Source organism: Streptomyces sp. DT190 (assembly GCF_049846985.1).
Taxonomy (GTDB): Bacteria; Actinomycetota; Actinomycetes; order Streptomycetales; family Streptomycetaceae; genus Streptomyces.
Window position 1 is genome coordinate 34529 of the sequence record NZ_JBNCNM010000004.1, and the last position, 19913, is coordinate 54441.

Sequence of the window (19913 nt, forward strand, 5' to 3'; positions counted from 1 at the left end):
AGGCGAGCCCCCCACCGGTCCGCGGGCCACGACCCCTGGACCGCCGCCAACGACCGGCACGACGCCCTCGGCACAGCAGCACACCCCGACGACCGGCACGCCCCCGGCCGCCACCCAAGCCACGGCCCCGGCACCGAATGCGGCCCCCACCCGCACACCGGTCGAAGGCAAGCCCTCCACCACGGCCGCCGGGACGCCCTCGGCACCGCAACCCGCCCCGGCGACCGGCACGACCCCGGCCCGCCCCGGGCCCACGGTCGCCCCGCCCCGGGATGCGGCGCCCACGGGCGCGCCGGACGCGTCCGTCGGCGTCGAGTCTCCCGCTCTTGCGCGCCCCTCCCCCGCCGACGCCCCCGTCACCCGGGGGTTCCTCGCGCGGGCCGCGTTCGTCACGGCCGTGTTCTCCGCCGCCGGGGCCCTGCTCGGGCTGGTGCGGGACCTGTCGCTGGCCCGGATGTTCGGGGCGGGGAGCGAGACGGACGCGTTCCTCGTGGCGTGGACCGTGCCGGAGTTCGCCGCGACGCTGCTGATCGAGGACGGGCTGGCCATCGCGCTGATCCCGGCGTTCAGCATGGCCCTGGCCCGGCGGGCGCAGGGTGCCGGCGGGGACCCGGTCCGGGCCCTGGTCGCCGCCACGCTGCCCCGGCTGTCGCTGGCCTTCGCCACGGTCGCCGCGCTGCTGGCCGCCTTCGCGCCGCAGTTGGTGCACGTGCTGGCCCCGGGCCTGCCCGATCCGGGACTCGCCGTGGACTGCACCCGGCTCACCGCGACCTGCGTGTTCACGTTCGGTCTCGCCGGGTACTGCAGCGCCGCCCTGCGCGCGCACCGCCGGTTCCTCGCCCCGGCGGCCATCTACGTCGCCTACAACACCGGCATCATCACCGCGGTGCTCGTCCTCGGCGCGCGGTGGGGCGTGCGCGCGGCGGCGGTCGGGGTGGCCGCGGGCGGCTGCCTGATGGTGCTGGCGCAACTGCCCGTGATGGGGCGGGAGATGCGGCGCGGCCCGGGGGCCGGTCCGGCCGGGGGCGCGGACGGCGGCGGCCGGCCCATGGGGCTGGCCCTGCTCGCGGCCGTCCTGCTGTTCGCGCTGTGCCGCCAGTCCCAGGTGCTGATCGAGCGGTTCCTCGGCTCCACCCTGCCCGCCGGGGCCATCTCGCACCTGAACTACGCGCAGAAGGTCGCCCAGATCCCCATGACCCTGTCGCTGATGCTGTGCACGGTCACCTTCCCGGTGGTCGCCCGCGCCCTGGCCGACGGCGACACCGAGCGGGCCCGCGCCCGCGTGGAGCGCGACCTGGCCCTGGCCGCCTGCCTGGTGCTGGCCGGTGCCGCGGTCGTCGTGGCCTGTGCCCCGCAGCTGGTCGAACTGCTCTTCCAGCGGGGCGCGTTCACCGCCCAGGACACGACCGCGACGGTCCGGGTGATGCGCGTGTACGCCCTCGGACTGCTCGCGCAGACCCTGGTCGGGGCGCTGATCCGCTCGTACTTCTCGGCGGGCCGGGCCACCTGGTACCCGCTCGGCGCGATGGCGGCCGGGCTGGTCGTCACGGGCGCGGCCGGTGCCTGGGCGGTGGGCCCCTGGGGCGTCATCGGCATCGCCGCCGCGAACGCCGCCGGCATCACCGTCACGGCCGCGCTGCTGCTGGCCGGCATGGGCCCGCGTGCCCTGCCGATCCGCACCCGGCACGTCCTGGCGGGGTTCGTCCGCCCGCTGGTGGCGGCGGCCGCCGCGACCGTCGCGGGCGCCTGGGCGGCGAGCCGCCTCGGCCCCGCCGTCCCGGGCTCCCCCCTGCTCGCTCTCGCCGCCGGCGCCCTCACCGTCGCCGTCGTCTTCCTCACGCTCGGCCGGGCCCTGGGCGACCAGGGCTGCCGCACCGCGCTGACCACCCTCCGTTCCGTCTCACGAAGGCTGACTCATGGCCGCTCCCGTTGACACCCCCGACACCGACACCGGCACCCGCACCAGACCCGGACCGGTCCTGTTCGTGGCGATGTACCACTCCGTCGGCGACCCCACGGACGACCCGTACCGCATCACGGTCACGCCCGAGCGGCTGGACCAGCAGCTCGGGCGGCTCAGGCGGCGCGGGCTGCGCGGCGTGTCCATGGCCGACCTGCTCGCCGCCCGGGCCCGCGGCGAGGGCCGGGGCCTGTACGGGCTCACCTTCGACGACGGCTACGCCGACTTCGTCACCGAGGCCCTGCCCGTGCTGCGCCGCCACGGCTGCGGCGCCACCCTGTTCGTGCTCCCGGGCCGGCTCGGCGGCGAGAACGCCTGGGACCCGCTGGGCCCGCGCAAGCCGCTGCTGACCGCCGAGGGCGTGCGGCACGCGGCGGCCGAGGGCGTCGAGATCGGCTCGCACGGCCTCACCCACGTCGACCTGACCCGGGCCGACGACGTCATCCTCCGCTCGGAGACCGAGGGCAGCAGGACCGTGCTCGCGGAACTCACCGGAACGGCACCGGCCGGCTTCTGCTACCCCTACGGCACGGTCGACGCGCGTGCCGTCGACGCGGTGCGGAAGGCGGGCTACACCTACGCCTGCGCGATCGACTCGGGCCCGCTCGGCGGCCCGCACGCGCTGCCCCGGGTGCACATCGGCCAGAACGACACGCCGCTGCGGCTGTTGCTGAAGTACCGGCTGCACCGGTTGCGCCGCCGACCCGTCGAGGAGCCCCGGTGAAGGCGCTGCACATCATCACCGGCCTCGGTGTGGGCGGTGCCGAGCAGCAACTGCGGCTGCTGCTGCGGCACCTGCCCGTCGACTGCGACGTGGTGACGCTGACCAACCCGGGGCCGGTGGCCGCCGGGCTGCGCGCCGACGGGGTGCGCGTCCACCACCTCGGCATGGCCGGCAACCGCGACCTGGGCGCCCTGCCCCGCCTGGTGCGCATCATCCGCGCGGGCGGCTACCAGCTGGTGCACACCCACCTCTACCGCGCCTGCCTCTACGGCCGGATCGCCGCGCGGCTGGCCGGCGTCCGGGCGGTGGTGGCCACCGAGCACTCCCTCGGCGACTCGCAGATGGAGGGCCGGCCGCTCAACGCGGGGGTCCGCGCGCTGTACCTGGCGGGCGAACGCCTGGGCAGCACCACGGTCGCCGTCTCCCCCACGGTCGCCACGCGCCTGAGGCACTGGGGCGTGCCCGGGCCGCGCATCGAGGTCGTGCCCAACGGCATCGACGTGGCCCGCTTCCGCTTCGACCCGGCCCGCCGCCACGAGACCCGCCGCCGGCTGGGCCTGCCGGACGACGCGTACGTCATCGGCGCCGTCGGCCGGCTGGCGCCCGGCAAGCGCTTCGGCGTGCTGATCCGGGCGCTGGCCCACCTCCCGGACGACCACCGGCTGCTGCTGGTCGGGGGCGGCCCCGAGGAGGACGTGCTGCGCCGCACCGCGCGGGCGGCCGGGGTCGCCGGTCGTGTGCTGTTCACCGGGGAACGCCCCTGCGTCCCCGACGGCTCGCCCGGCCCCGACCTGCCGTCGCTGACCTGCGCGATGGACGTCCTCGCCTCGCCGTCCCCGGAGGAGGCCTTCGGCCTGGCGGTCGTGGAGGCCCTCGCGTCCGGTCTGCCGGTCCTCTACGCCTCCTGCCCGGCCCTGCAGGACCTGCCCCCGTCGGCGGCGCCCACCGCCCGGCGGGTCACCGGCGGGCCCGACGCGTTCGCCCGCGCCCTGACGGAGGTACGGCGGCAGGGCCCCGGGCCGCGCACGGTGCCCGAGGCCGCCCGCCACTACTGCATCACCCGCAGCGCCGCCCGGCTGTTGGACGTGTACGCCGCCGCGGTCGCCCGTCCCCTGTCCCCCTCGCCCCAGGAAGCCCGCACCTCATGACCGACACCCCCGCACGGCAGCACCGCCAGGTCACCGCCCTCACCAGGTCCCTGCCCCCCTGGTCGCTGCTCGCGGCCGGGGCCGTGGCCGGCGGTCTGCTCGGCGGCACGTACGGCCTGGTCAGGACACCGCAGTACACGGCGACCAGCTACGTCGTCGCCGTGCCGACCGCGAAGTCCGACACCGCGACCGCCCTCGGTTTCGCCCAGGCCTACGGCCGGGTCGCCCCGCAGCTCGCGGTGCTCGGGGACGCGCAGGTGTGGGCGGGGGTGCCCGTGTCGACGCTGCGGGACAGCGTCCGCACGGCGACCTCGCCGGACGCCCCGATGGTGTCGGTGACGGCGACGTCCTCCCGCCCGGACCTCGCCGCCGACATGGCCGACGCCGTGGCCCGCGCGCTGACCCGGCACGCCGCGGACACCCAGCGGTCCACGCGGGTCGAGCTCCAGCAGTTCGCCCGGGCGGTCGAGCCGGCCGAGCCGTCCACCGCCTCCGCCGGGGTGACCGGGCTGGTCGGCGCGAGCGCGGGCGGGCTGCTGGGCGGGCTGGCGGTGCTGGTCCGGCCGCGGCGGCCCGCCGAGAGCCCGGGCCGGCCGGCCGCCGTGCCCGGTCCGGCCGTCGCCGCCGACGCGCACGGGCAGCTGTGACGTACTCCGCGGAACGGGTCACCGACGAGCGGGCCTTCGCGGCCCTGGCCGCCGACTGGGACCGGCTGCACCGGCGGTACGCCCACGCCACCCCCTTCCAGAGCCACGCCTGGCTGCACTCGTGGTGGCGGTCGTACGGCGGGCGCGGCCGGCTGCGGCTGGTGCTGGTGCGTGACGGCCGCACCGGTGACCTGGTCGCCGCCGCCCCGCTGAGGCTCGTGACGCGCCCGCTCCCGGTGCTCGTGCCGCTCGGCGGGGCGATCTCCGACTACGGGGACGTCCTCGTGGACGACGGGCACGGCGAGGAGGCGGTGGCCGCGCTCACCGCCGCGCTGTCGGCCGCCGCCCGCACGGCGCTGATCGACCTGCGCGAGGTCCGGCCCGGCGCGGCGGCCGAGCGGGTCTGGGAGCGGTGGGCCGGACCCAGGGCCCGGGTGGACGACTCGCTGTGCCTGGAGCTGCCGGCCGTTCCCATGGGCGAGCTGATCGCCCGGCTGCCGTCCAAGACCCAGCAGCGGCTGCGCGCCAAGCTGCGCCGGCTGGACGCGCTCGGCGTCCAGCGGCGGGTCGTCACCCCCGGCGAGGTGGACGAGGCGCTGCTGCGGCTGCTGGAGTTGCACCGGTTGCAGTGGCAGGGGCGGAAGGTGACCTCGGAGCATCTGCGGCCGCGGTTCCGTGACCACCTCGTGCGGTCGGTCGGGCCGATGGTGCGCGCCGGGGACGCGGTGGTCACCGAGTTCCGGCTGGACGGCGACGTGGTGGCCGTGGACCTGACGCTACTGTCACCGCGGCTCGCGGGCGGCTATCTGTACGGCGCCCACCCGCGGCTGCGTGAGCACAAGGCGGACGTGGCGGCGATGCTGCTGGACTCGACCGCCACCCACACCAAGGACGGCACGCTCGGCACGCTGAGCCTGCTGCGCGGCAACGAGCCCTACAAGCACCACTGGCGCCCGCTGCCGGTGGTGAACCAGCGGCTGCTGCTGGCCCGGCGGCGCACGGCACCGCTGCTGGCGGCGGCGCTGGGCGACGCGGCGGCGCGCCGGCGGGGCAAGGAGGCGCTGCGGCGGCTGCGGGAGCGCGACCGCGGCGGCCGGCCCTGACCGGGCCCGCCGCCGGCCGCGCTCCCGGGCACGGGCTACCGCGTGCGCGACCACCAGTCCAGGCGCAGGCAGAGCTTGCCGCCCATCCAGTACTCGACCCAGTCGCCGAGGTTCAGCGGCGAGCAGTTCGCCGGACGCCCGGGCTCGGGCGCGCTCGGCTGCGGGGTCGGGGTGGGGGTCGGCTGCGGTGGCCGGGCGGGGGTCGTGGGGGCCGGGGTGGCGCCCTGGTCGCGGCCGAAGAGGAACGACCGGTAGACCTCGGAGGCCCGGGGGTTGTCGTCGCACTGCCACACGCCGTGCGGGCAGTAGTCCGTCAGCGTCTGGTAGAGCGGCTTGTGCTCGTCCATCCAGGCGAGCATGCGCTTCATGTAGTCGGCGTTGTCGCCGTTGCGGAAGAGTCCCCACTCGGGGAACGAGATGGCCTTGTTGTGGGCCTTCGCGAACTCCACGTGCTGCTGGAGCCCGTAGGGTTCCGTCACCTGTTCGTCGAACGACATCCCGCGCGGCTGGTCGTAGGCGTCCATGCCGATGATGTCGACGGTGTCGTCGCCCGGGTAGCACTGCGTCCAGGGCACGGCGTCCCGGCCGCGGCTCGGTGTGAAGTCGAAGCGGAACTTCTGGCCCGGCACCGCGCGCATGGTGGTGACGATCCGGTTCCAGTACTGCTTCCAGGCCTCCGGGTCCGGCCCGCAGCGGTGGGTGTACGTGATGCCGTTCATCTCCCAGCCGAGCACCAGCACCGTGTCCGGCACGCCCAGTTCGACCAGCCGCTCGGCGAGGCTGCGGAAGTGGTGGTCGTAGCGGCCTGCCGCGCCCTCGCGCAGCAGCCGGCGCACCTCGTGGTCGGGCACGCCCTCCTCGTTGCGCTCCAGCATCGGCACGTTGAGGACGAGCAGCCGGTCGGCCTGCTCCCGGCGCCAGTTGGCCCAGACGTCGAGGAAGCCGGGGCGGCCCTCGATGTTGCTCCAGCGGTCGCCGGGCAGGTAGGTGTGCCCGACGCGCAGCTTCGCCCCGCCGAGCCAGGCGCTGAGCTGGGCCATGCGGGTTACGCCGCGCGGGCCGTAGTCGAGGTAGGCGCCGAAGGCGGTCGCGGGCCGTGCGGGTGCGGTGGGACCGGTGCCGGGCGCCGTGCCGGGTGCGGTGCCGGGTGCGGTGCCGGGTGCGGTGGTGCCCGGCGTGGGCGACCCGGCCGGGACGGCGGGGGCCGCGGGGGCCGCCGGTGTGGCCGCGGGGGCCGGGGCCGGTGGCTCGGCGCGGCCCGCCGTGCCCGTCTCCGCGACGACCGTGTGGCCGGACGCCAGTGCCGCCGTCGCGGCGACCGCCGCCGCGACGAAGGCCAGCCGCCGGGACCGTGCGCGTCGCTGCCGTGTGGCCATGGCCGCCCCTCTCGTTCGTCTCCGCTTATTGACACTCAGTCATATGAAACGGAATCACGCCACCGCCGCTGGGGCTTTCGAGTGGCCCCCTCGTCCGCACCGGTGACCAAGTTCGAAGGAATAGCCCGTGTCACTGCTCGACATTCGCGTCCCCGCGGTCCTGCTGCGGATCGACCGGAACCCCTTTCACCACGGAACGCTGGGGGCCGTGCGCTCACTCGGCCGGGCGGGCGTGGAGGTGCACGTGGTCGCCGACTGCGCGGGAAGTCCCGTCCCCCGGTCCCGTTTCGTGTGCGGGCTGCACGCGCCGCCGGCGCCCGGGGCGTCCCCGGCCGAGATCGCGGGCGTGCTGCGCCGCGTGGCCCGGCGCGTCGCCCGTCCCGCGGTGCTGATCGCGATGGACGACGCGGGCGCCGTCGCGGTGGGCCGGATGCGCGAGGAGCTGGCACCGGCGTACCTGCTGCCCGAGACGCCCGGGGCGCTGCCCGAACGCGTCGCCGACAAGGCGGAACTGGCCGTGATGTGCGCCGCGCTGGATGTCGCGCACCCCGAGACGCTCGTGCCGGACAGCGCGGACCGGGCGGCCTCGGCCGTGGCGCGGCTGGGGCTGCCGGTGGTGGCGAAGTGGAGCAGGCCCTGGCTGGTACCGCCGGGCAGCGGACTGCGCAGCACCGTGCTGGTGCGCTCCGCGCGGCAGGCCCGGGAGCTGTACCTGCGCGCCGGTGAGGCGGGCAGCCGGCTGCTCCTGCAGGCGTTCCTGCCGCCGGGCCCGGACCGTGACTGGTTCTTCCACGGGTACGCCGACCGCTCCGGGCTGGTGCGGGCCGGCGGCACTGGGCACAAGCAGCGCGCCCGGCCGCGCGGGGCGGGCCTGACGTCGGTCGGCCGCTGGACGGCCAACCCGGAGGTACGGGTGCTCGCCGAGCGGATCACCGGGGAGCTGGGCTACCGCGGCATCCTCGACCTGGACTTCCGCCGCTGCGGCACGACGGGCCGCTACCACCTGCTCGACTTCAACCCGCGCCCCGGCGCCCAGTTCCGCCTCTTCACGGACACGGCGGGCGTGGACGTCGTCCGGGCGCTGCACCTCGATCTGACGCACCGTCCACTGCCGGAGGGGGCCCCACGGCCGGGGCGGGCCTTCGTGGTGGAGAACTACGCGCCGCTGAGCGCGCTGCGGCCCGCGCCCGCCGGACGGGAGCTGGCCTGGCACGCCCCGGACGACCGGGCGCCCGGCCGGGCGATGTGGCGCCTGTGGGGCCGGCACGCCGCCGGGCGGGTGCTCGGCAGGCTGCGCCCGGAGCCGGCGGGCCGGTTCACCCGGCTGGCGCGGTAGGATTGCGCGCTTTTCGTACGTGAACGCCTAATTTGTTCTTATGACTCACATGAAGCGCACCGCCACGGTGCTTTCCAGCCTCGCCCTGAGTGTCGCGCTCCTCGGCGGCACCGCGACGGCCTCGGAGGCGGACATCCGCCCCGAGGTCACCCACTCCAAGGACCGGGAGTGCAAGGAGCACGACAGCCTGGGCCTGATCCTGCTGGGCATCCCGCTGCTCGGGTTCTTCTACCCGGGCGACTGCTGACCGCAGGGCCTTCACGGGTGCCGGGCGCTCGCGTCCGGCACCCGCCGTGTCAGCGGTGGGACGCGGCGCGGCCCCGCCGGTAGAGCACGACGCCGCCGGTGATCAGCGCGGCGCTGGCGGCAGCGGCGCCGAGCATCGCCTCGGCACCGGTCTCGGGGAGACTGGGCGGCTGCTCGTGACCACCGGGGGGCGTGTGGTGCTCCCCGGGAGGCGCCTGCGGAGGCGTCGACTGGTGGCCGCCGGGCGGGGGTGTGTGCGGGGGCTCGGTAGGCGGCGGGGTGTGCGGAGGCTTCGTCGGGGGCGTGTGCGGGGGCTTCGTGGGCGGGGTGTCGCCGTACCCGTATCCGCCGTCGTCGTCATGACCGTAGCCACCGTCGTCGTGGCCGTAGCCACCGTCGTCGTGGCCGTACCCGCCGCCTCGGGGTGTGTCCCCGCCGCCGTGGGACCTGTCCTCGCCGTCACCGGGGGGCTGGTCCCCTTCGTCGCCGGGCCAGTCGTCGCCGTCACCGTCGTCGCCGTCGTCGCCGGGCCAGTCGTCGCCGTCGTCGAACGCCGAGCCGCCCGAGGAGTCGTGCCGGCCGTGGCCGCCGGAGTCGTTCGTACAGGAGTTGCCGAACGCCGGGTTGAGCGCGGCGACCACGTCGACGGTGTTGCCGCAGCCGTTGACCGGTACGTCGACCGGGACCTGGACGTTGTTGCCGGACGCCGCGCCCGGTGAGCCCGAGGCGGCTCCCTGGGCGGTCGAGTCGGCGAGGGCGGCGCCGCCGCACAGGGACAGGATGCCCGTCGCGGCCGCTGCGGCGACCATTCCCCTGCTCAGGGTCTGTCGCATTCTCGTTGCCTCCTGCTGGTGGAGTGCTCGTAGAAGTGGGAAAGGCCGGCCCCGGACGTGTTCTCCCGGGGCCGGCCAGGTCGCAGCCGGTGCTGCTGGTGCGTTACCGCGTCAGTCGTTCTCGCACTCGTTGCCGAACGCCGGGTTCAGCAGGGCGATGACGTTCACGGTGTTGCCGCACACGTTGATCGGGATGTGCACGGGAATCTGGACCACGTTGCCGGAGAGGACACCCGGGGAACCGACGGCGGCACCCTGGGCGCCGGCGTCCGCGATGGCCGGGGTGGCCATGCCCAGGGCCATGATCGCGCCCGCGACGACAGCAGCGCTCTTCTTCATGAACTTTCCCTTCTCTGCAGTCATGCCCCTTTGTCGACCGAAGCCGAGCGAGCACAGCCTGGACGGCTCGCACCATGACCTGCAGTCTGCAAACGAGGAATTGACATCCGAAGAAACTGAGGAACGTACGACGCGGGGGAATTCACTCGAATGCCCACCGGAAAGACCCGGGTACGGCCGGGCGGCCCGCCGTGGATTCAGCGGGCCGCCCGGTCTGCGTACGGTACGGGTCAGTCGCCGTTCGCCGAGAGGACCGACAGGTCCTCCAGGATGTGGTTGAGCGCGCCGTCCCGCTTGGTGTTCGTCGAGTTGTCCGCGCACTGCTGCTGGACGTGGTCCGACAGGATCGGGATGTCCTGGACCACCACGCCGATGAGAAGCGCAACGCCGACGTCGAGGTCCTGAACGGCGACACAGGGCTTGTTGAGCGTACCGTCGACCAGCGAGAGCTGGGGGCTCATGTCGCCCTTGGTCGCCGAGTTGCCGAACGACGACGAGGCGCCGTTGCCGTTGGCGACGGACGGTCCGGAGTCGTCCCCGACGGCAAGAGCCTGGGGAGCTGCCGCCACCGACATTCCGATGACACTGGCGGCGGCCGCCGCGGCGACCATTGCCTTCTTGAGCACTTCGCGTTCCTTTCCTCGTAGCGACGCATGTCCTACGGCCTCATCAACCCGCCTCGGGATGATTGGTTGCGGGTGTTCACCCGGTTGGCCCGCAGCGCCCGAAAGCACCGATAATCACCGGGGACGAAGAACACACAAACTGTCCTGGCATGGGCTGACAGAGTGATGAGGAGAAACCATGCACCGCCCGTGCAGTTGACCAGAACGCTCCGGAGGACGGGGTTTCCTCAGAAAGGACTGGTCAGTGATCAAGAAGGTTATTGCCACCGCGGCGATCGCCGCTTCCGTCATGGGAGCCTCCGCCGCCGCGGCGCCGCAGGCGCTCGCCGTCGGTGACGACAGCGGTCCGACGGCCGTGAACGGCAACGGGGCGATGCAGAGCTTCGGCAACTCGTCCACGTACGGCAACATGAGCCCGCAGATGGCTCTGATCCAGGGCTCGTTCAACAAGCCGTGCATCGCCGTGAACGACCTGCCGATCGGTGTGGGCGCGCTCATCGGCATCCCGATCCAGGACATCCCGATCCTGTCCGACCACCAGCAGCAGCAGTGTGCGGAGAACAGCACCAACGCCAAGCGCGACGGCGCGCTGGCGCACCTGCTGGAGGACGTGTCGATCCTGTCGGCGAACGGCGACTGACGCAGACCCGCCTGAAGGGGCGGGCCGCCGGGCGACTGCCGGGCGGCCCGCCCCCTTTGCTGTGCCCGCCGCGTTCAGGCCCGGCCCGCGTACAGCGCCTCGATCTGCTCCGCGTAGGCCGCCGTGGCCGCCTGCCGCTTGACCTTCAAGGACGGCGTGAGCAGCCCGTTCTCCTCGGTGAAGTCCCCGTCGACCAGGGCGAAGGCGCGGATCGACTCGGCGCGTGAGACGGCCTCGTTGGCGTGGTCCACGGCCTTCTGGACGTCGGCGCGCAGGCGTTCGTCGTGGACGAGCTCGGACAGCGGGGTGTCGGCGGGCAGTTTGCGGACCGCGAGCCAGTGGGCGAGGGCGTCGGGGTCGAGGGTGATCAGGGCGGCGACGTAGGGGCGGTTGTCGCCGACGACCAGGCACTGGCCGACGGGCGGGCGGCTGCGCAGGCGGTCCTCCAGGACGGCCGGGGAGACGTTCTTGCCGCCGGTGGTGACGAGGATGTCCTTCTTGCGGCCGGTGATGGTGAGGTAGCCGTCCTCGTCGAGGGAGCCGAGGTCGCCGGTGGCGAACCAGCCGTCGTCCAGGGCCTCGCCGGTCGCGGCCGGGTCGTTCCAGTAGGCGGTGAAGACGATGCCGCCCTTGATGAGGACCTCGCCGTCGTCGGCGATGCGGACGGCGGTGCCGGGGACGGGCAGGCCGACCGTGCCGGGGCGGGGGTCCAGGGGCGGGACGATGGTGGCGGCGGCGGTCGTCTCGGTGAGGCCGTAGCCCTCGTAGATCAGGATGCCGGCCGCGTAGAAGAAGAGGTTGAGCTCGCGGTCCAGGGGGCCGCCGCCGCTGATGGCGTAGCGCAGGCGGCCGCCGAGTTCCTTGCGGATGCGGCGGTAGACCAGCAGGTCGTACAGGGCCCAGGCGGCCCACAGGCCCGGGCCCGGGCCCTTGCCCTTCCCGAGGAACCTGTCCAGGTGGGCCTGACCGAAGCGGACGGCGATGCGGTGGGCGCGGTCGAAGGAGGAGCCGCGGCCGAGCTTCTCGGCGGTGGCGCGGCCGGTGTCGTGGATCTTCTCGAAGAGGTACGGCACGCCGACCAGGAAGGTGGGGCGGAACGCCCTGAGGGCCGGGCGGAGTTCGGCGGGCTTGATGCTCGGGCAGTGGCCGATCTCGATGCGGCCCATCAGGCAGGCGATCTGCAGGGTGCGGCCGAGGATGTGCGCGAGGGGCAGGAAGAGGAGCGTCGAGGCGGTCTCGCCGGTGACCTCCTGGAACATGGGGTGCAGCAGCTCGACGGTGTTGGCGGCCTCGGCGTGCAGGTTGGCGTGGGTGAGGACGCAGCCCTTGGGGCGGCCGGTGGTGCCGGAGGTGTAGCAGAGGGTCGCGGTCGTGTCGGGGGTCAGGGCGGTGCGCCGCTTGGTGACCTCCTCGTCGGTGACGTCCCGGCCGAGGGCGGTGAGTTCGTCGAGGGCGCCGCCGTCGAGGTGCCACACGCGCGGGGGTTCGGGGTGGGCGGCCGTGCCGGTCAGGACCGTGTCGGCGTTCGCGGCCGTTTCCGCGACGACATGACGGGCTCCGGAGTCGCGGACGATCCACTCCACCTGGTCGGCGGAGGAGGTGGCGTAGACCGGGACCGTCTGGCCGCCGGCGGACCAGATCGCGAAGTCCAGGACCGTCCACTCGTAGCGGGTGCGGGACATCACGGCGACGCGGCCGCCCGGTTCCAGGCCGGCCGCGATCAGGCCCTTGGCCACGGCGGTCACCTCGTCGGCGAAGGCGGCCGCGGTGACGGGCTGCCAGCTGCCGTGCCGTTCGCGGCGCAGGACCACGGCGTCGGCGGCCTCGGCCGCGTTGGTGTACGGCAGGTCGGCGATGCTGCCGGTCGCCGGGCGGGGCGCGAGGGGCGCCGTGCGGGCCTCGCGGACGACGCCCCGGTCGTCCCTGACGGTCTCGGCCCTGGTGCGGAGCGCCAGGTCGGTGCGCTGCTTCGCCCGTTTCAGATCCTTGCGTACGCCCATGACGGCTCCCGGTCGCGGATGAGGCTGACGTGCTGGCGCTCGTACGTACGGGCACGTGCTCGTACTTACTCAGGAGTAAACTTACTCAGGCGTAAGGAAAGGTCAATGGGCGGGCCCGTGCCGCGGGGAGCTAGGAGACGATGTCCTTGCGGGCGAAACCGCGGAAGGCCAGGGCGAACAGCACGAGCGCGTAGGTCACGGAGATCGACGTGCCCTGGATCATGTCCGACCACTCCAGCTGCGGCCGGACCGCGTCGAGCCAGGCGTACTGCCAGTGCGCGGGCAGGAAGTGGCGCCAGTCGCCGAGGGCCGTCACCTCGTCCAGGACGCTGCCGATGATGGTGAGGAACACGGCGCCGCCGACCGCGCCGAGCGGGGCGTCCGTGCGGGTGGACAGCCAGAACGCGAGGGCGGCGGTGACCAGTTGGGACACCATGATGTAGACCGTGACGACCAGCAGCCGCTGGGCCGCCGTGCCGGTGGGCAGGGTGCCGCCCGTGGGCAGCTGGAGCGGGCCCCAGCCGTAGGCGGCCGTGCCGACGATCAGCGCGACGACCGGCAGCAGGACCAGCGCGGCCAGGCTGAGGCTGAGCCCGACGGCGAGCTTGGACCACAGCAGCCGGGCCCGGGGCACGGGCGCCGCGAGCAGGTAGCGCAGGGACGACCAGCCGGCCTCCGAGGCGACCGTGTCACCGCAGAACAGGGCGACGGGGATGACGAGCAGGAAGCCCGCGGCGGAGAAGAGGTTGACCGCGGCGAAGTTCGCCCCGGACGCGGTCGCCGTGTCCATGAGGTTGACGCGGTTGTTGCCGCCGCCCGGGTCGCCGCCCACCTGGAAGGCGATGAGCAGGATGATCGGCAGGGCGAACAGGACACCGCCCATGACCATGGTGCGGCGCCGCTTCAGCTGCCGGACCAGCTCGACGCGGAAGGGCAGGGTGCGGCCCGCGCGGTAGCCGTCGGCGACCTCGACGGGCGGGTCGGCGAGCGTGCTCATGCTTCGGCTCCGATCAGGGTCAGGAAGGCGTCCTCCAGGCGGCGGTGCGGGCCCACGGAGGCGACCGCCACGTCCAGCCGCACCAGGTCGGCGACCAGGCGCTGCGGGGTGCCGTCGGCGTCGAGCCGGACCAGCAGGCCCTCGTCGGTGCGCACGGCCGAGGCGACGCCCGGCAGCGCGGCGACCTTCTCCACGACGGGTTCGTCCACCGGCGTGGGCGTGCCCACCAGGAGCGTGTCGCCCGAGCCGACGATCTCCGCGACCGGGCCCGCCTGGACGAGCTGCCCGTGGTCCATCACGACCAGGTGCGTGCAGGTCTGCTCCACCTCGGCGAGGAGATGGCTGGAGACGATGACCGTGCGTCCGGCCGCGGCGTAGCGGATCATCACCTCGCGCATCTCGCGGATCTGGGGCGGGTCGAGGCCGTTGGTCGGTTCGTCGAGGATGAGCAGGTCGGGCAGGCCGAGCATGGCCTGGGCGATGGCCAGGCGCTGGCGCATGCCCTGGGAGTAGGTGCGCACCGCCCGGGCGAGCGCGTCGCCCAGGCCCGCGATCTCCAGGGCCTCCGCCATGTGCGCGTCCTCGGCGGGGCGGCCGGTGGCGCGCCAGTACAGCTCCAGGTTCTCGCGGCCGGACAGGTGCGGCAGGAAGCCGGCGCCCTCGACGAAGGCACCGACCCGCGACAGCACCGGGGCGCCCGGGGCGATGGCGTGGCCGAAGACGCGGATCTCGCCGCCGTCGGGCTTGATGAGGCCCATCAGCATGCGCAGGGTGGTCGTCTTGCCGGCGCCGTTGGGGCCGAGCAGGCCGAGCACCTGGCCCTTCTCCACGCGGAAGGAGAGGTCCTTGACCGCGTACCGGTCCGAGGCCTTGGCGTAGCGCTTGGTCAGGTCGGTGATCTGCAGCGGGACCTCGGCGAGTGCCGGGTCCGGCGGGGCGGGGGCGGCCGTGCGGCGGCGGCCCGTGACGATCAGGGCCAGGGCGATCGCGGCGCCCGCCAGGGGCAGCCACCACACCCACGCGGGCAGCGCGCCCTGGGTGTCGCGCTGCCCGAGCGCGGAGGGCACCTGCAGGTCGCCCTCGAGGGAGACGGTGTAGGTGGCCGGGGCGGTCGGGGAGGCGTAGCCGAGGTCCGTGGAGGCGAGGACCAGGCGCAGCCGGTGGCCGTCGTCGATCTCGTGGTCGATCGCCGGGAGGGTGATGCGGACGTCCTTGCCCGCCTTGGCGTCCTCGACCCGGACGGGCGTGACGAGCTGGGAGGGCAGCACCTGCTGGGTGTCACCGCCGGGCCCGACGTCGTAGAGCTTGGCGAAGAGCACGGCGTCGTCGCTGGTGGACTTCACCCGCACGGTCACGGTGGGCGAGCCGGTGATCTGCAGGTCCTCGCGCTGCGGGGCCGACTCGAACGCGGCGAACTGGCCAGGGAAGTCCAGGGAGACGCCGATGCCGAGGCCGGAGAGCTGGCTGAGGCCGCCCGCGCCGCCGAGGCCGGGCAGGGCGGAGACGCCGGGCGGGCTGGCGCCGGGCGGGTTGTCGAAGGTCTGCTCGCGGCCGGTCAGGGCGAGGGAGCGCTGCTTGCTCTCCAGGCCCGGGTAGCGGTCCGAGGTCACGCCGGTCAGGCGGGGTTCGCCGTCGCCGGAGCCCATGCCGAGGGTGCGGGTGACGCGGAAGGCGGGGCCGGTGTCGACGGCCTTGTCGTCCTTCAGGTAGCGGTCGAACCAGGTCTTCACGCGGCTCTGGACGCGGCCGGTCTCCATGTCGCCGCCGTCGTGGCCGCCGGCGATCCAGTCGACGTCCACGGGGGCGCCGTTGGCGCGGATCGTCCGCGCGGCCCGGTCGGCCTGGCCGAGCGGGAAGAGGGAGTCGGACTGGCCCTGCAGCAGCAGCGTCGGCACCTCGATGTCCTTGCCGACCGCGGACGGGGAGCGCTGCTCCAGCAGGTCGCGGGCCTCGGCGTCGGGTGTGCCCGACTCGGCGACCCGCTCGTACATGCGGCACAGCGCGGCCTCGAACTTCTCGCAGCCGCCGCCGGAGTTGACGAAGATGCCGGCCCACAGCTTCTTGAACACGCCGTTCGGGAAGAGCGCGTCGGCGAGGTTCCAGTAGGTGATCGCGGGGGCGATGGCGTCCACGCGCCGGTCGTGTCCCGCCGCGAGCAGGGCGATGGCGCCGCCGTAGGAGCCGCCGGCCATGCCGACGCGGGGGTCGCCCTTCGTGTCGAGCTCGACCCGGGGCTGTTCCGCCAGCCAGTCGAGGAGCTTCGAGACGTCGGCGACCTCGCCCTTCGGGTCGTTCAGGCCGATCTTGCCGGTCGACCTGCCGAAGCCGCGCGCCGACCAGGTCAGGACCGCGTAGCCGTCCCGGGCGAGGTCCTCGGCCTGCTGCCGGACGTCCTTCTTGCTGCCTCCGAAGCCGTGCCCGAGCAGGACGGCGGGGCGGCGGTCGTCGCCCGGCGTGGTGAAGAAGGAGGTGTCGATGCGCACGCCGTCCCCGGTGTCCAGGAGCCGGTCCGCGCGGTGCACCGGGGGCGCTTCGTCGCCGGCGACGGCCGTCCAGGTCCCCGCTCCCGCGAGGACGACGACGGCGGCCCCGGCGGCGAGGAGCCTCCGGGGCCGCCGAAGCAGCCCGTTGAGTCCGGGCAGTCGAAGATCCATGCGTCAACGGTACGGGGTGAACCTGTCGATGAGTTGTCGACCGGAGACCGAAGTGCGGGGCCTTCCAGGGGTGTACACGGAGTCTGCGGCGTACTGCGGGTGGTGTACGGCTTCGAGCCCGGCGGGGGCTGTGCGGTGCCGGGTGCGGGTGCGTGGTGGCCGGTCGCGCAGTTCCCCGCGTCCCTAAGAGGCCTGTTCGTCCTCCGGTACCGAGACCAGCCACCGCGTCTGCTTGCGCGGGCGCAGGTACAGGGCCCAGTACAGGGTGGCCGTCGCCGTGATGCCGCCCGTCCAGAGCAGGTAGGCCGGTTCCTGCTGGACGAGGACGTAGACCAGGACCACGACCAGCAGGAGCGGGGCCGCCGGCCACAGCGGCATGCGCCAGGCCGGTGTGTGGCGGTGGGCTCCGCGGCGGGAGAGCAGGGCGGCGACGGCGACCAGGAGGTACATGCCCGTCACCGAGACGCCCGTGACGCCGTAGAGGGTGTCCAGGTTCACGAAGCACAGGGCCGCGCCGGGGACCCCGACCGCGAGGGTGGAGACCCAGGGGGAGCCGAAGCGGCCGAGGCGGGAGAACAGGGCGTTGACCGGGGAGGGCCAGGCCCGGTCGCGGGCCGAGGCGAACAGGACGCGGGAGTTCTGGATGACCATGACGATCCCGGCGTTGATGATCGCGAGGGCCACGCAGAGGCTGACGAACGTGCCGACGGCCGAGTCGGACCAGGCGGTGACCATGGCGCCGATGTCCCCGCCGCTCAGGGCGGCGAGATCGGGGGCGCCCAGGGTGATGGCCGCGACCGGGACCAGGATGATCACGGCGGAGATGGCGAGGGTGGCCAGGACCGTGCGGGCCACCGAGCGGCGGGGGTTCTCCAGCTCCTCGGAGAGGTAGACCGCCGTGGAGAAGCCCTGGGTGACGAACAGGGCGATCGCCAGGCCGGAGACCACCAGGAGGGCCGTCACCGTGTCCGGCGTGCCGTCGGGGCCGGCCACCTGCATCGAGACCAGGCTGTCCGCGCCGCGCTCGGCGTGCGTGAAGCCCAGGACCGCGACGACCGCCGCCGCGACGACCTCCAGGACCAGGAAGACGCCGGTGATCCAGGCGTTGGCCCGCAGGTCGAGCAGGCCGGCGAGGGTCGCCAGGAGCATCACCGAGGCGCCCGCCCAGGACGGGTCGAGGTGGACCAGCGGGGCGAGGTAGTCGGCCGTGCCCATCGCGATCACCGGCGGGACGATCATCACGACCAGCAGGGACAGGACGAAGACGAGCCAGCCGGCGAGGCGTCCGGCCAGCGTCGAGACCATGGCGTACTCGCCGCCGGCGCTGGGGACGAGGGTGCCCAGCTCCGAGTAGCAGAACGCCACGGCGACGCAGAGCAGTGCGCCGATGGCGATCGTCAGGGCGGTGGCGGTGCCGAGCGAGCCGAACAGGTCCGGGACGACCACGAACAGCGTGGAGGCCGGGGTCACGCAGGAGAGGGTCAGGAGGGTGCCGCCGACGACTCCGATGGAGCGCTTGAGCTTCTTGGGGCCGCCCGACGCCTGCGCGACGGCGGCCTCGACAGGGGTGAGGGTGTCGGTCACGTGAGGGATGCAACATCGACGGAAACCATCACGTCAATGGCTGTTCACCTACGAAATCCGCAGCGCAGGGGCGGTCTTTCGCGCGTTAACGTTGCATCAAGGCTTCTGCGTCACGGGCGTGGCGGGTGCGGGAACCGCAGGGCGGGTGCGCAAAAAAGTGGGGCCGTCCGCCATGCGGACGGCCCCGGGCGCGAGGGTCAGTGGTTGCGCGGGAAGCCCAGGTCCACACCGGCCGGGGCGTCGGCCGGGTCCGGCCAGCGGGTGGTGACGACCTTGCCGCGGGTGTAGAAGTGCGTGCCGTCGTTGCCGTAGATGTGGTGGTCGCCGAAGAGCGAGTCCTTCCAGCCGCCGAAGGAGTGGTAGCCCACCGGGACCGGGATCGGGACGTTCACGCCGACCATGCCGGCCTCGACCTCCAGCTGGAACCGGCGGGCCGCGCCGCCGTCCCGCGTGAAGATCGCGGTGCCGTTGCCGAACGGCGAGGCGTTGATCAGGTCCAGGGCCTCCTCGTAGGTCTCCGCGCGCAGCACGCACAGGACCGGGCCGAAGATCTCGTCCTGGTAGGCCTTGGCGGACGTGGGGACCTTGTCGAGCAGGGAGATGCCGATCCAGTGGCCGTCCTCGAAGCCGTCGACGGTGTAGCCGGTGCCGTCCAGGACGACCTCGCAGCCCTCGGCCGCCGCGCCCTCGACGTAGGACGCCACCTTGTCGCGGTGGACCTTCGTGATGAGCGGGCCCATCTCGGAGGTGGGGTCGTCGCCGGGGCCGATCTTGATCTTCTCGGCGCGCTCTCGGATCTTCTCCACCAGTTCGTCGCCGATGGCGCCGACCGCGACGACCGCGGAGATGGCCATGCAGCGCTCGCCTGCGGAGCCGTAGGCCGCGCTCACCGCCGCGTCGGCGGCCGCGTCCAGGTCGGCGTCCGGCAGGACCAGCATGTGGTTCTTGGCGCCGCCGAGCGCCTGGACCCGCTTGCCGTTGGCGGAGGCGGTGGTGTGGATGTAGCGGGCGATCGGGGTCGAGCCGACGAAGGAGACGGCCTTGACGTCCGGGTGCTCCAGCAGGCGGTCCACGGCCACCTTGTCGCCGTGCACGACGTTGAAGACGCCGTCGGGCAGACCGGCCTCCGCGAGCAGCTCGGCGAGCCTGACCGAGGCCGACGGGTCCTTCTCCGACGGCTTCAGCACGAAGGTGTTGCCGCACGCGATGGCCAGCGGGAACATCCACATCGGCACCATGGCCGGGAAGTTGAACGGCGTGATGCCCGCGACCACGCCGAGCGGCTGGCGGATCGAGGAGACGTCCACGCGGCTGGCGACCTGCGTGGACAGCTCGCCCTTCAGCTGCACGCTGATGCCGCAGGCCAGGTCGACGATCTCCAGGCCGCGGGCGACCTCGCCGAGGGCGTCGGAGTGCACCTTGCCGTGCTCGGCGGTGATCAGCTCGGCGATCTCGTCGCGGTGGGCGTCCAGCAGCGCCCGGAACCTGAAGAGGATCGAGGTCCGCTGGGCCAGTGAGGACTGGCCCCAGGTGGCGAAGGCCTCCTTGGCGGCGGCGACCGCCGCGTCCACCTCGTCGACCGAGGCGAACGCGACCTTCGTCGTGACCTCGCCGGTCGCCGGGTTGGTCACCGGCCCGTGCGTGCCCGAGGCGCCTTCGACGGTCTTGCCGCCGATCCAGTGGTTGACGATCTTCGTCAT

17 protein-coding genes are annotated in these 19913 nt (G+C 73.8%); 8 read left to right on the forward strand and 9 right to left on the reverse strand.

All coding sequences use genetic code 11. The features are described from left to right. Positions 1–397: 397 nt before the first annotated feature. Genes murJ through ACPXCS_RS09890 form a run of 5 tightly spaced genes read left to right on the forward strand, consistent with a single transcriptional unit; the run spans position 398 to position 5582 of the window. Complete coding sequence (gene murJ, locus ACPXCS_RS09870; RefSeq protein ID WP_425947573.1) at positions 398–1933, forward strand: murein biosynthesis integral membrane protein MurJ; 1536 nt, start codon at positions 398–400, stop codon at positions 1931–1933. Then, on the forward strand, positions 1917–2684 hold the full coding sequence (locus ACPXCS_RS09875) for a polysaccharide deacetylase family protein (protein WP_425947168.1): 768 nt from the start codon (positions 1917–1919) through the stop codon (positions 2682–2684). Before murJ ends, ACPXCS_RS09875 begins: the two co-directional genes overlap by 17 nt. Then, complete coding sequence (locus tag ACPXCS_RS09880) at positions 2681–3832, forward strand: glycosyltransferase (protein WP_425947170.1); 1152 nt, start codon at positions 2681–2683, stop codon at positions 3830–3832. The genes ACPXCS_RS09875 and ACPXCS_RS09880 overlap by 4 nt, the downstream gene beginning before the upstream one ends. Next, on the forward strand, positions 3829–4479 hold the full coding sequence (locus tag ACPXCS_RS09885; protein WP_425947172.1) for a lipopolysaccharide biosynthesis protein: 651 nt from the start codon (positions 3829–3831) through the stop codon (positions 4477–4479). Before ACPXCS_RS09880 ends, ACPXCS_RS09885 begins: the two co-directional genes overlap by 4 nt. Then, positions 4476–5582 carry a GNAT family N-acetyltransferase gene (locus ACPXCS_RS09890; protein ID WP_425947173.1) on the forward strand — a complete coding sequence of 369 codons (1107 nt, stop codon included), beginning with the start codon at positions 4476–4478 and terminating at the stop codon, positions 5580–5582. The genes ACPXCS_RS09885 and ACPXCS_RS09890 overlap by 4 nt, the downstream gene beginning before the upstream one ends. 35 nt (positions 5583–5617) lie before the next feature. Here ACPXCS_RS09890 and ACPXCS_RS09895 read toward each other — a convergent pair whose 3' ends face one another. Then, on the reverse strand, positions 5618–6958 hold the full coding sequence (locus tag ACPXCS_RS09895; RefSeq protein WP_425947175.1) for a glycoside hydrolase family 26 protein: 1341 nt from the start codon (positions 6956–6958) through the stop codon (positions 5618–5620). A gap of 127 nt (positions 6959–7085) precedes the next feature. Here ACPXCS_RS09895 and ACPXCS_RS09900 point away from each other — a divergent pair, with 127 nt between their 5' ends. Then, on the forward strand, positions 7086–8294 hold the full coding sequence (locus ACPXCS_RS09900; RefSeq protein WP_425947177.1) for an ATP-grasp domain-containing protein: 1209 nt from the start codon (positions 7086–7088) through the stop codon (positions 8292–8294). A 49-nt stretch (positions 8295–8343) separates the two neighbouring features. After that, positions 8344–8541, forward strand: a complete 198-nt coding sequence (locus ACPXCS_RS09905; RefSeq protein WP_425947179.1) for a hypothetical protein — start codon at positions 8344–8346, stop codon at positions 8539–8541. A gap of 49 nt (positions 8542–8590) precedes the next feature. Here the strand turns inward: ACPXCS_RS09905 and ACPXCS_RS09910 are convergent, their stop codons facing one another. From ACPXCS_RS09910 to ACPXCS_RS09920, 3 genes are all read right to left on the reverse strand, one after another. Beyond that, complete coding sequence (locus tag ACPXCS_RS09910; RefSeq protein WP_425947181.1) at positions 8591–9373, reverse strand: chaplin; 783 nt, start codon at positions 9371–9373, stop codon at positions 8591–8593. A 111-nt stretch (positions 9374–9484) separates the two neighbouring features. Beyond that, on the reverse strand, positions 9485–9736 hold the full coding sequence (locus tag ACPXCS_RS09915) for a chaplin (protein ID WP_425970932.1): 252 nt from the start codon (positions 9734–9736) through the stop codon (positions 9485–9487). A gap of 206 nt (positions 9737–9942) precedes the next feature. Then, on the reverse strand, positions 9943–10338 hold the full coding sequence (locus ACPXCS_RS09920; protein ID WP_425947185.1) for a rodlin: 396 nt from the start codon (positions 10336–10338) through the stop codon (positions 9943–9945). Between the two features lie 244 nt (positions 10339–10582). On the opposite strand from ACPXCS_RS09920, the gene ACPXCS_RS09925 reads away from it, so the two are divergent. Beyond that, a complete protein-coding gene (locus tag ACPXCS_RS09925; protein WP_062926939.1) occupies positions 10583–10978 on the forward strand; it encodes a rodlin in 396 nt (131 codons plus the stop codon). 74 nt (positions 10979–11052) lie between these two features. On the opposite strand, the gene ACPXCS_RS09930 is transcribed toward ACPXCS_RS09925, so the two are convergent. From ACPXCS_RS09930 to mmsA, 5 genes are all read right to left on the reverse strand, one after another. Continuing rightward, positions 11053–12978 carry an AMP-dependent synthetase/ligase gene (locus ACPXCS_RS09930; RefSeq protein WP_425947187.1) on the reverse strand — a complete coding sequence of 642 codons (1926 nt, stop codon included), beginning with the start codon at positions 12976–12978 and terminating at the stop codon, positions 11053–11055. A gap of 130 nt (positions 12979–13108) precedes the next feature. Continuing rightward, the gene (locus tag ACPXCS_RS09935) at positions 13109–13975 is read right to left on the reverse strand and encodes an ABC transporter permease (protein WP_425947189.1); all 867 of its coding nucleotides are present in this window, start codon (positions 13973–13975) and stop codon (positions 13109–13111) included. Further along, on the reverse strand, positions 13972–16629 hold the full coding sequence (locus tag ACPXCS_RS09940) for a CocE/NonD family hydrolase (protein WP_425947191.1): 2658 nt from the start codon (positions 16627–16629) through the stop codon (positions 13972–13974). The genes ACPXCS_RS09935 and ACPXCS_RS09940 overlap by 4 nt, the downstream gene beginning before the upstream one ends. Positions 16630–16812: 183 nt before the next feature. After that, positions 16813–18213, reverse strand: coding sequence for an APC family permease (locus ACPXCS_RS09945; RefSeq protein ID WP_425947192.1), 1401 nt, complete (start codon positions 18211–18213; stop codon positions 16813–16815). 197 nt (positions 18214–18410) lie between these two features. Continuing rightward, positions 18411–19913, reverse strand: coding sequence for a CoA-acylating methylmalonate-semialdehyde dehydrogenase (mmsA, locus tag ACPXCS_RS09950; RefSeq protein ID WP_425947194.1), 1503 nt, complete (start codon positions 19911–19913; stop codon positions 18411–18413).

Bases quoted from the DNA above. Each gene is read 5' to 3' on its own strand.
- ACPXCS_RS09875 (WP_425947168.1), top strand. From the start codon at position 1,917: ATGGCCGCTCCCGTTGACACCCCCGACACCGACACCGGCACCCGCACC.
- ACPXCS_RS09885 (WP_425947172.1), top strand. From the start codon at position 3,829: ATGACCGACACCCCCGCACGGCAGCACCGCCAGGTCACCGCCCTCACC.
- ACPXCS_RS09895 (WP_425947175.1), bottom strand. From the start codon at position 6,958: ATGGCCACACGGCAGCGACGCGCACGGTCCCGGCGGCTGGCCTTCGTC.
- ACPXCS_RS09905 (WP_425947179.1), top strand. From the start codon at position 8,344: ATGAAGCGCACCGCCACGGTGCTTTCCAGCCTCGCCCTGAGTGTCGCG.
- ACPXCS_RS09910 (WP_425947181.1), bottom strand. From the start codon at position 9,373: ATGCGACAGACCCTGAGCAGGGGAATGGTCGCCGCAGCGGCCGCGACG.
- ACPXCS_RS09915 (WP_425970932.1), bottom strand. From the start codon at position 9,736: ATGACTGCAGAGAAGGGAAAGTTCATGAAGAAGAGCGCTGCTGTCGTC.
- ACPXCS_RS09930 (WP_425947187.1), bottom strand. From the start codon at position 12,978: ATGGGCGTACGCAAGGATCTGAAACGGGCGAAGCAGCGCACCGACCTG.
- ACPXCS_RS09935 (WP_425947189.1), bottom strand. From the start codon at position 13,975: ATGAGCACGCTCGCCGACCCGCCCGTCGAGGTCGCCGACGGCTACCGC.
- ACPXCS_RS09940 (WP_425947191.1), bottom strand. From the start codon at position 16,629: ATGGATCTTCGACTGCCCGGACTCAACGGGCTGCTTCGGCGGCCCCGG.
- mmsA (WP_425947194.1), bottom strand. From the start codon at position 19,913: ATGACGAAGATCGTCAACCACTGGATCGGCGGCAAGACCGTCGAAGGC.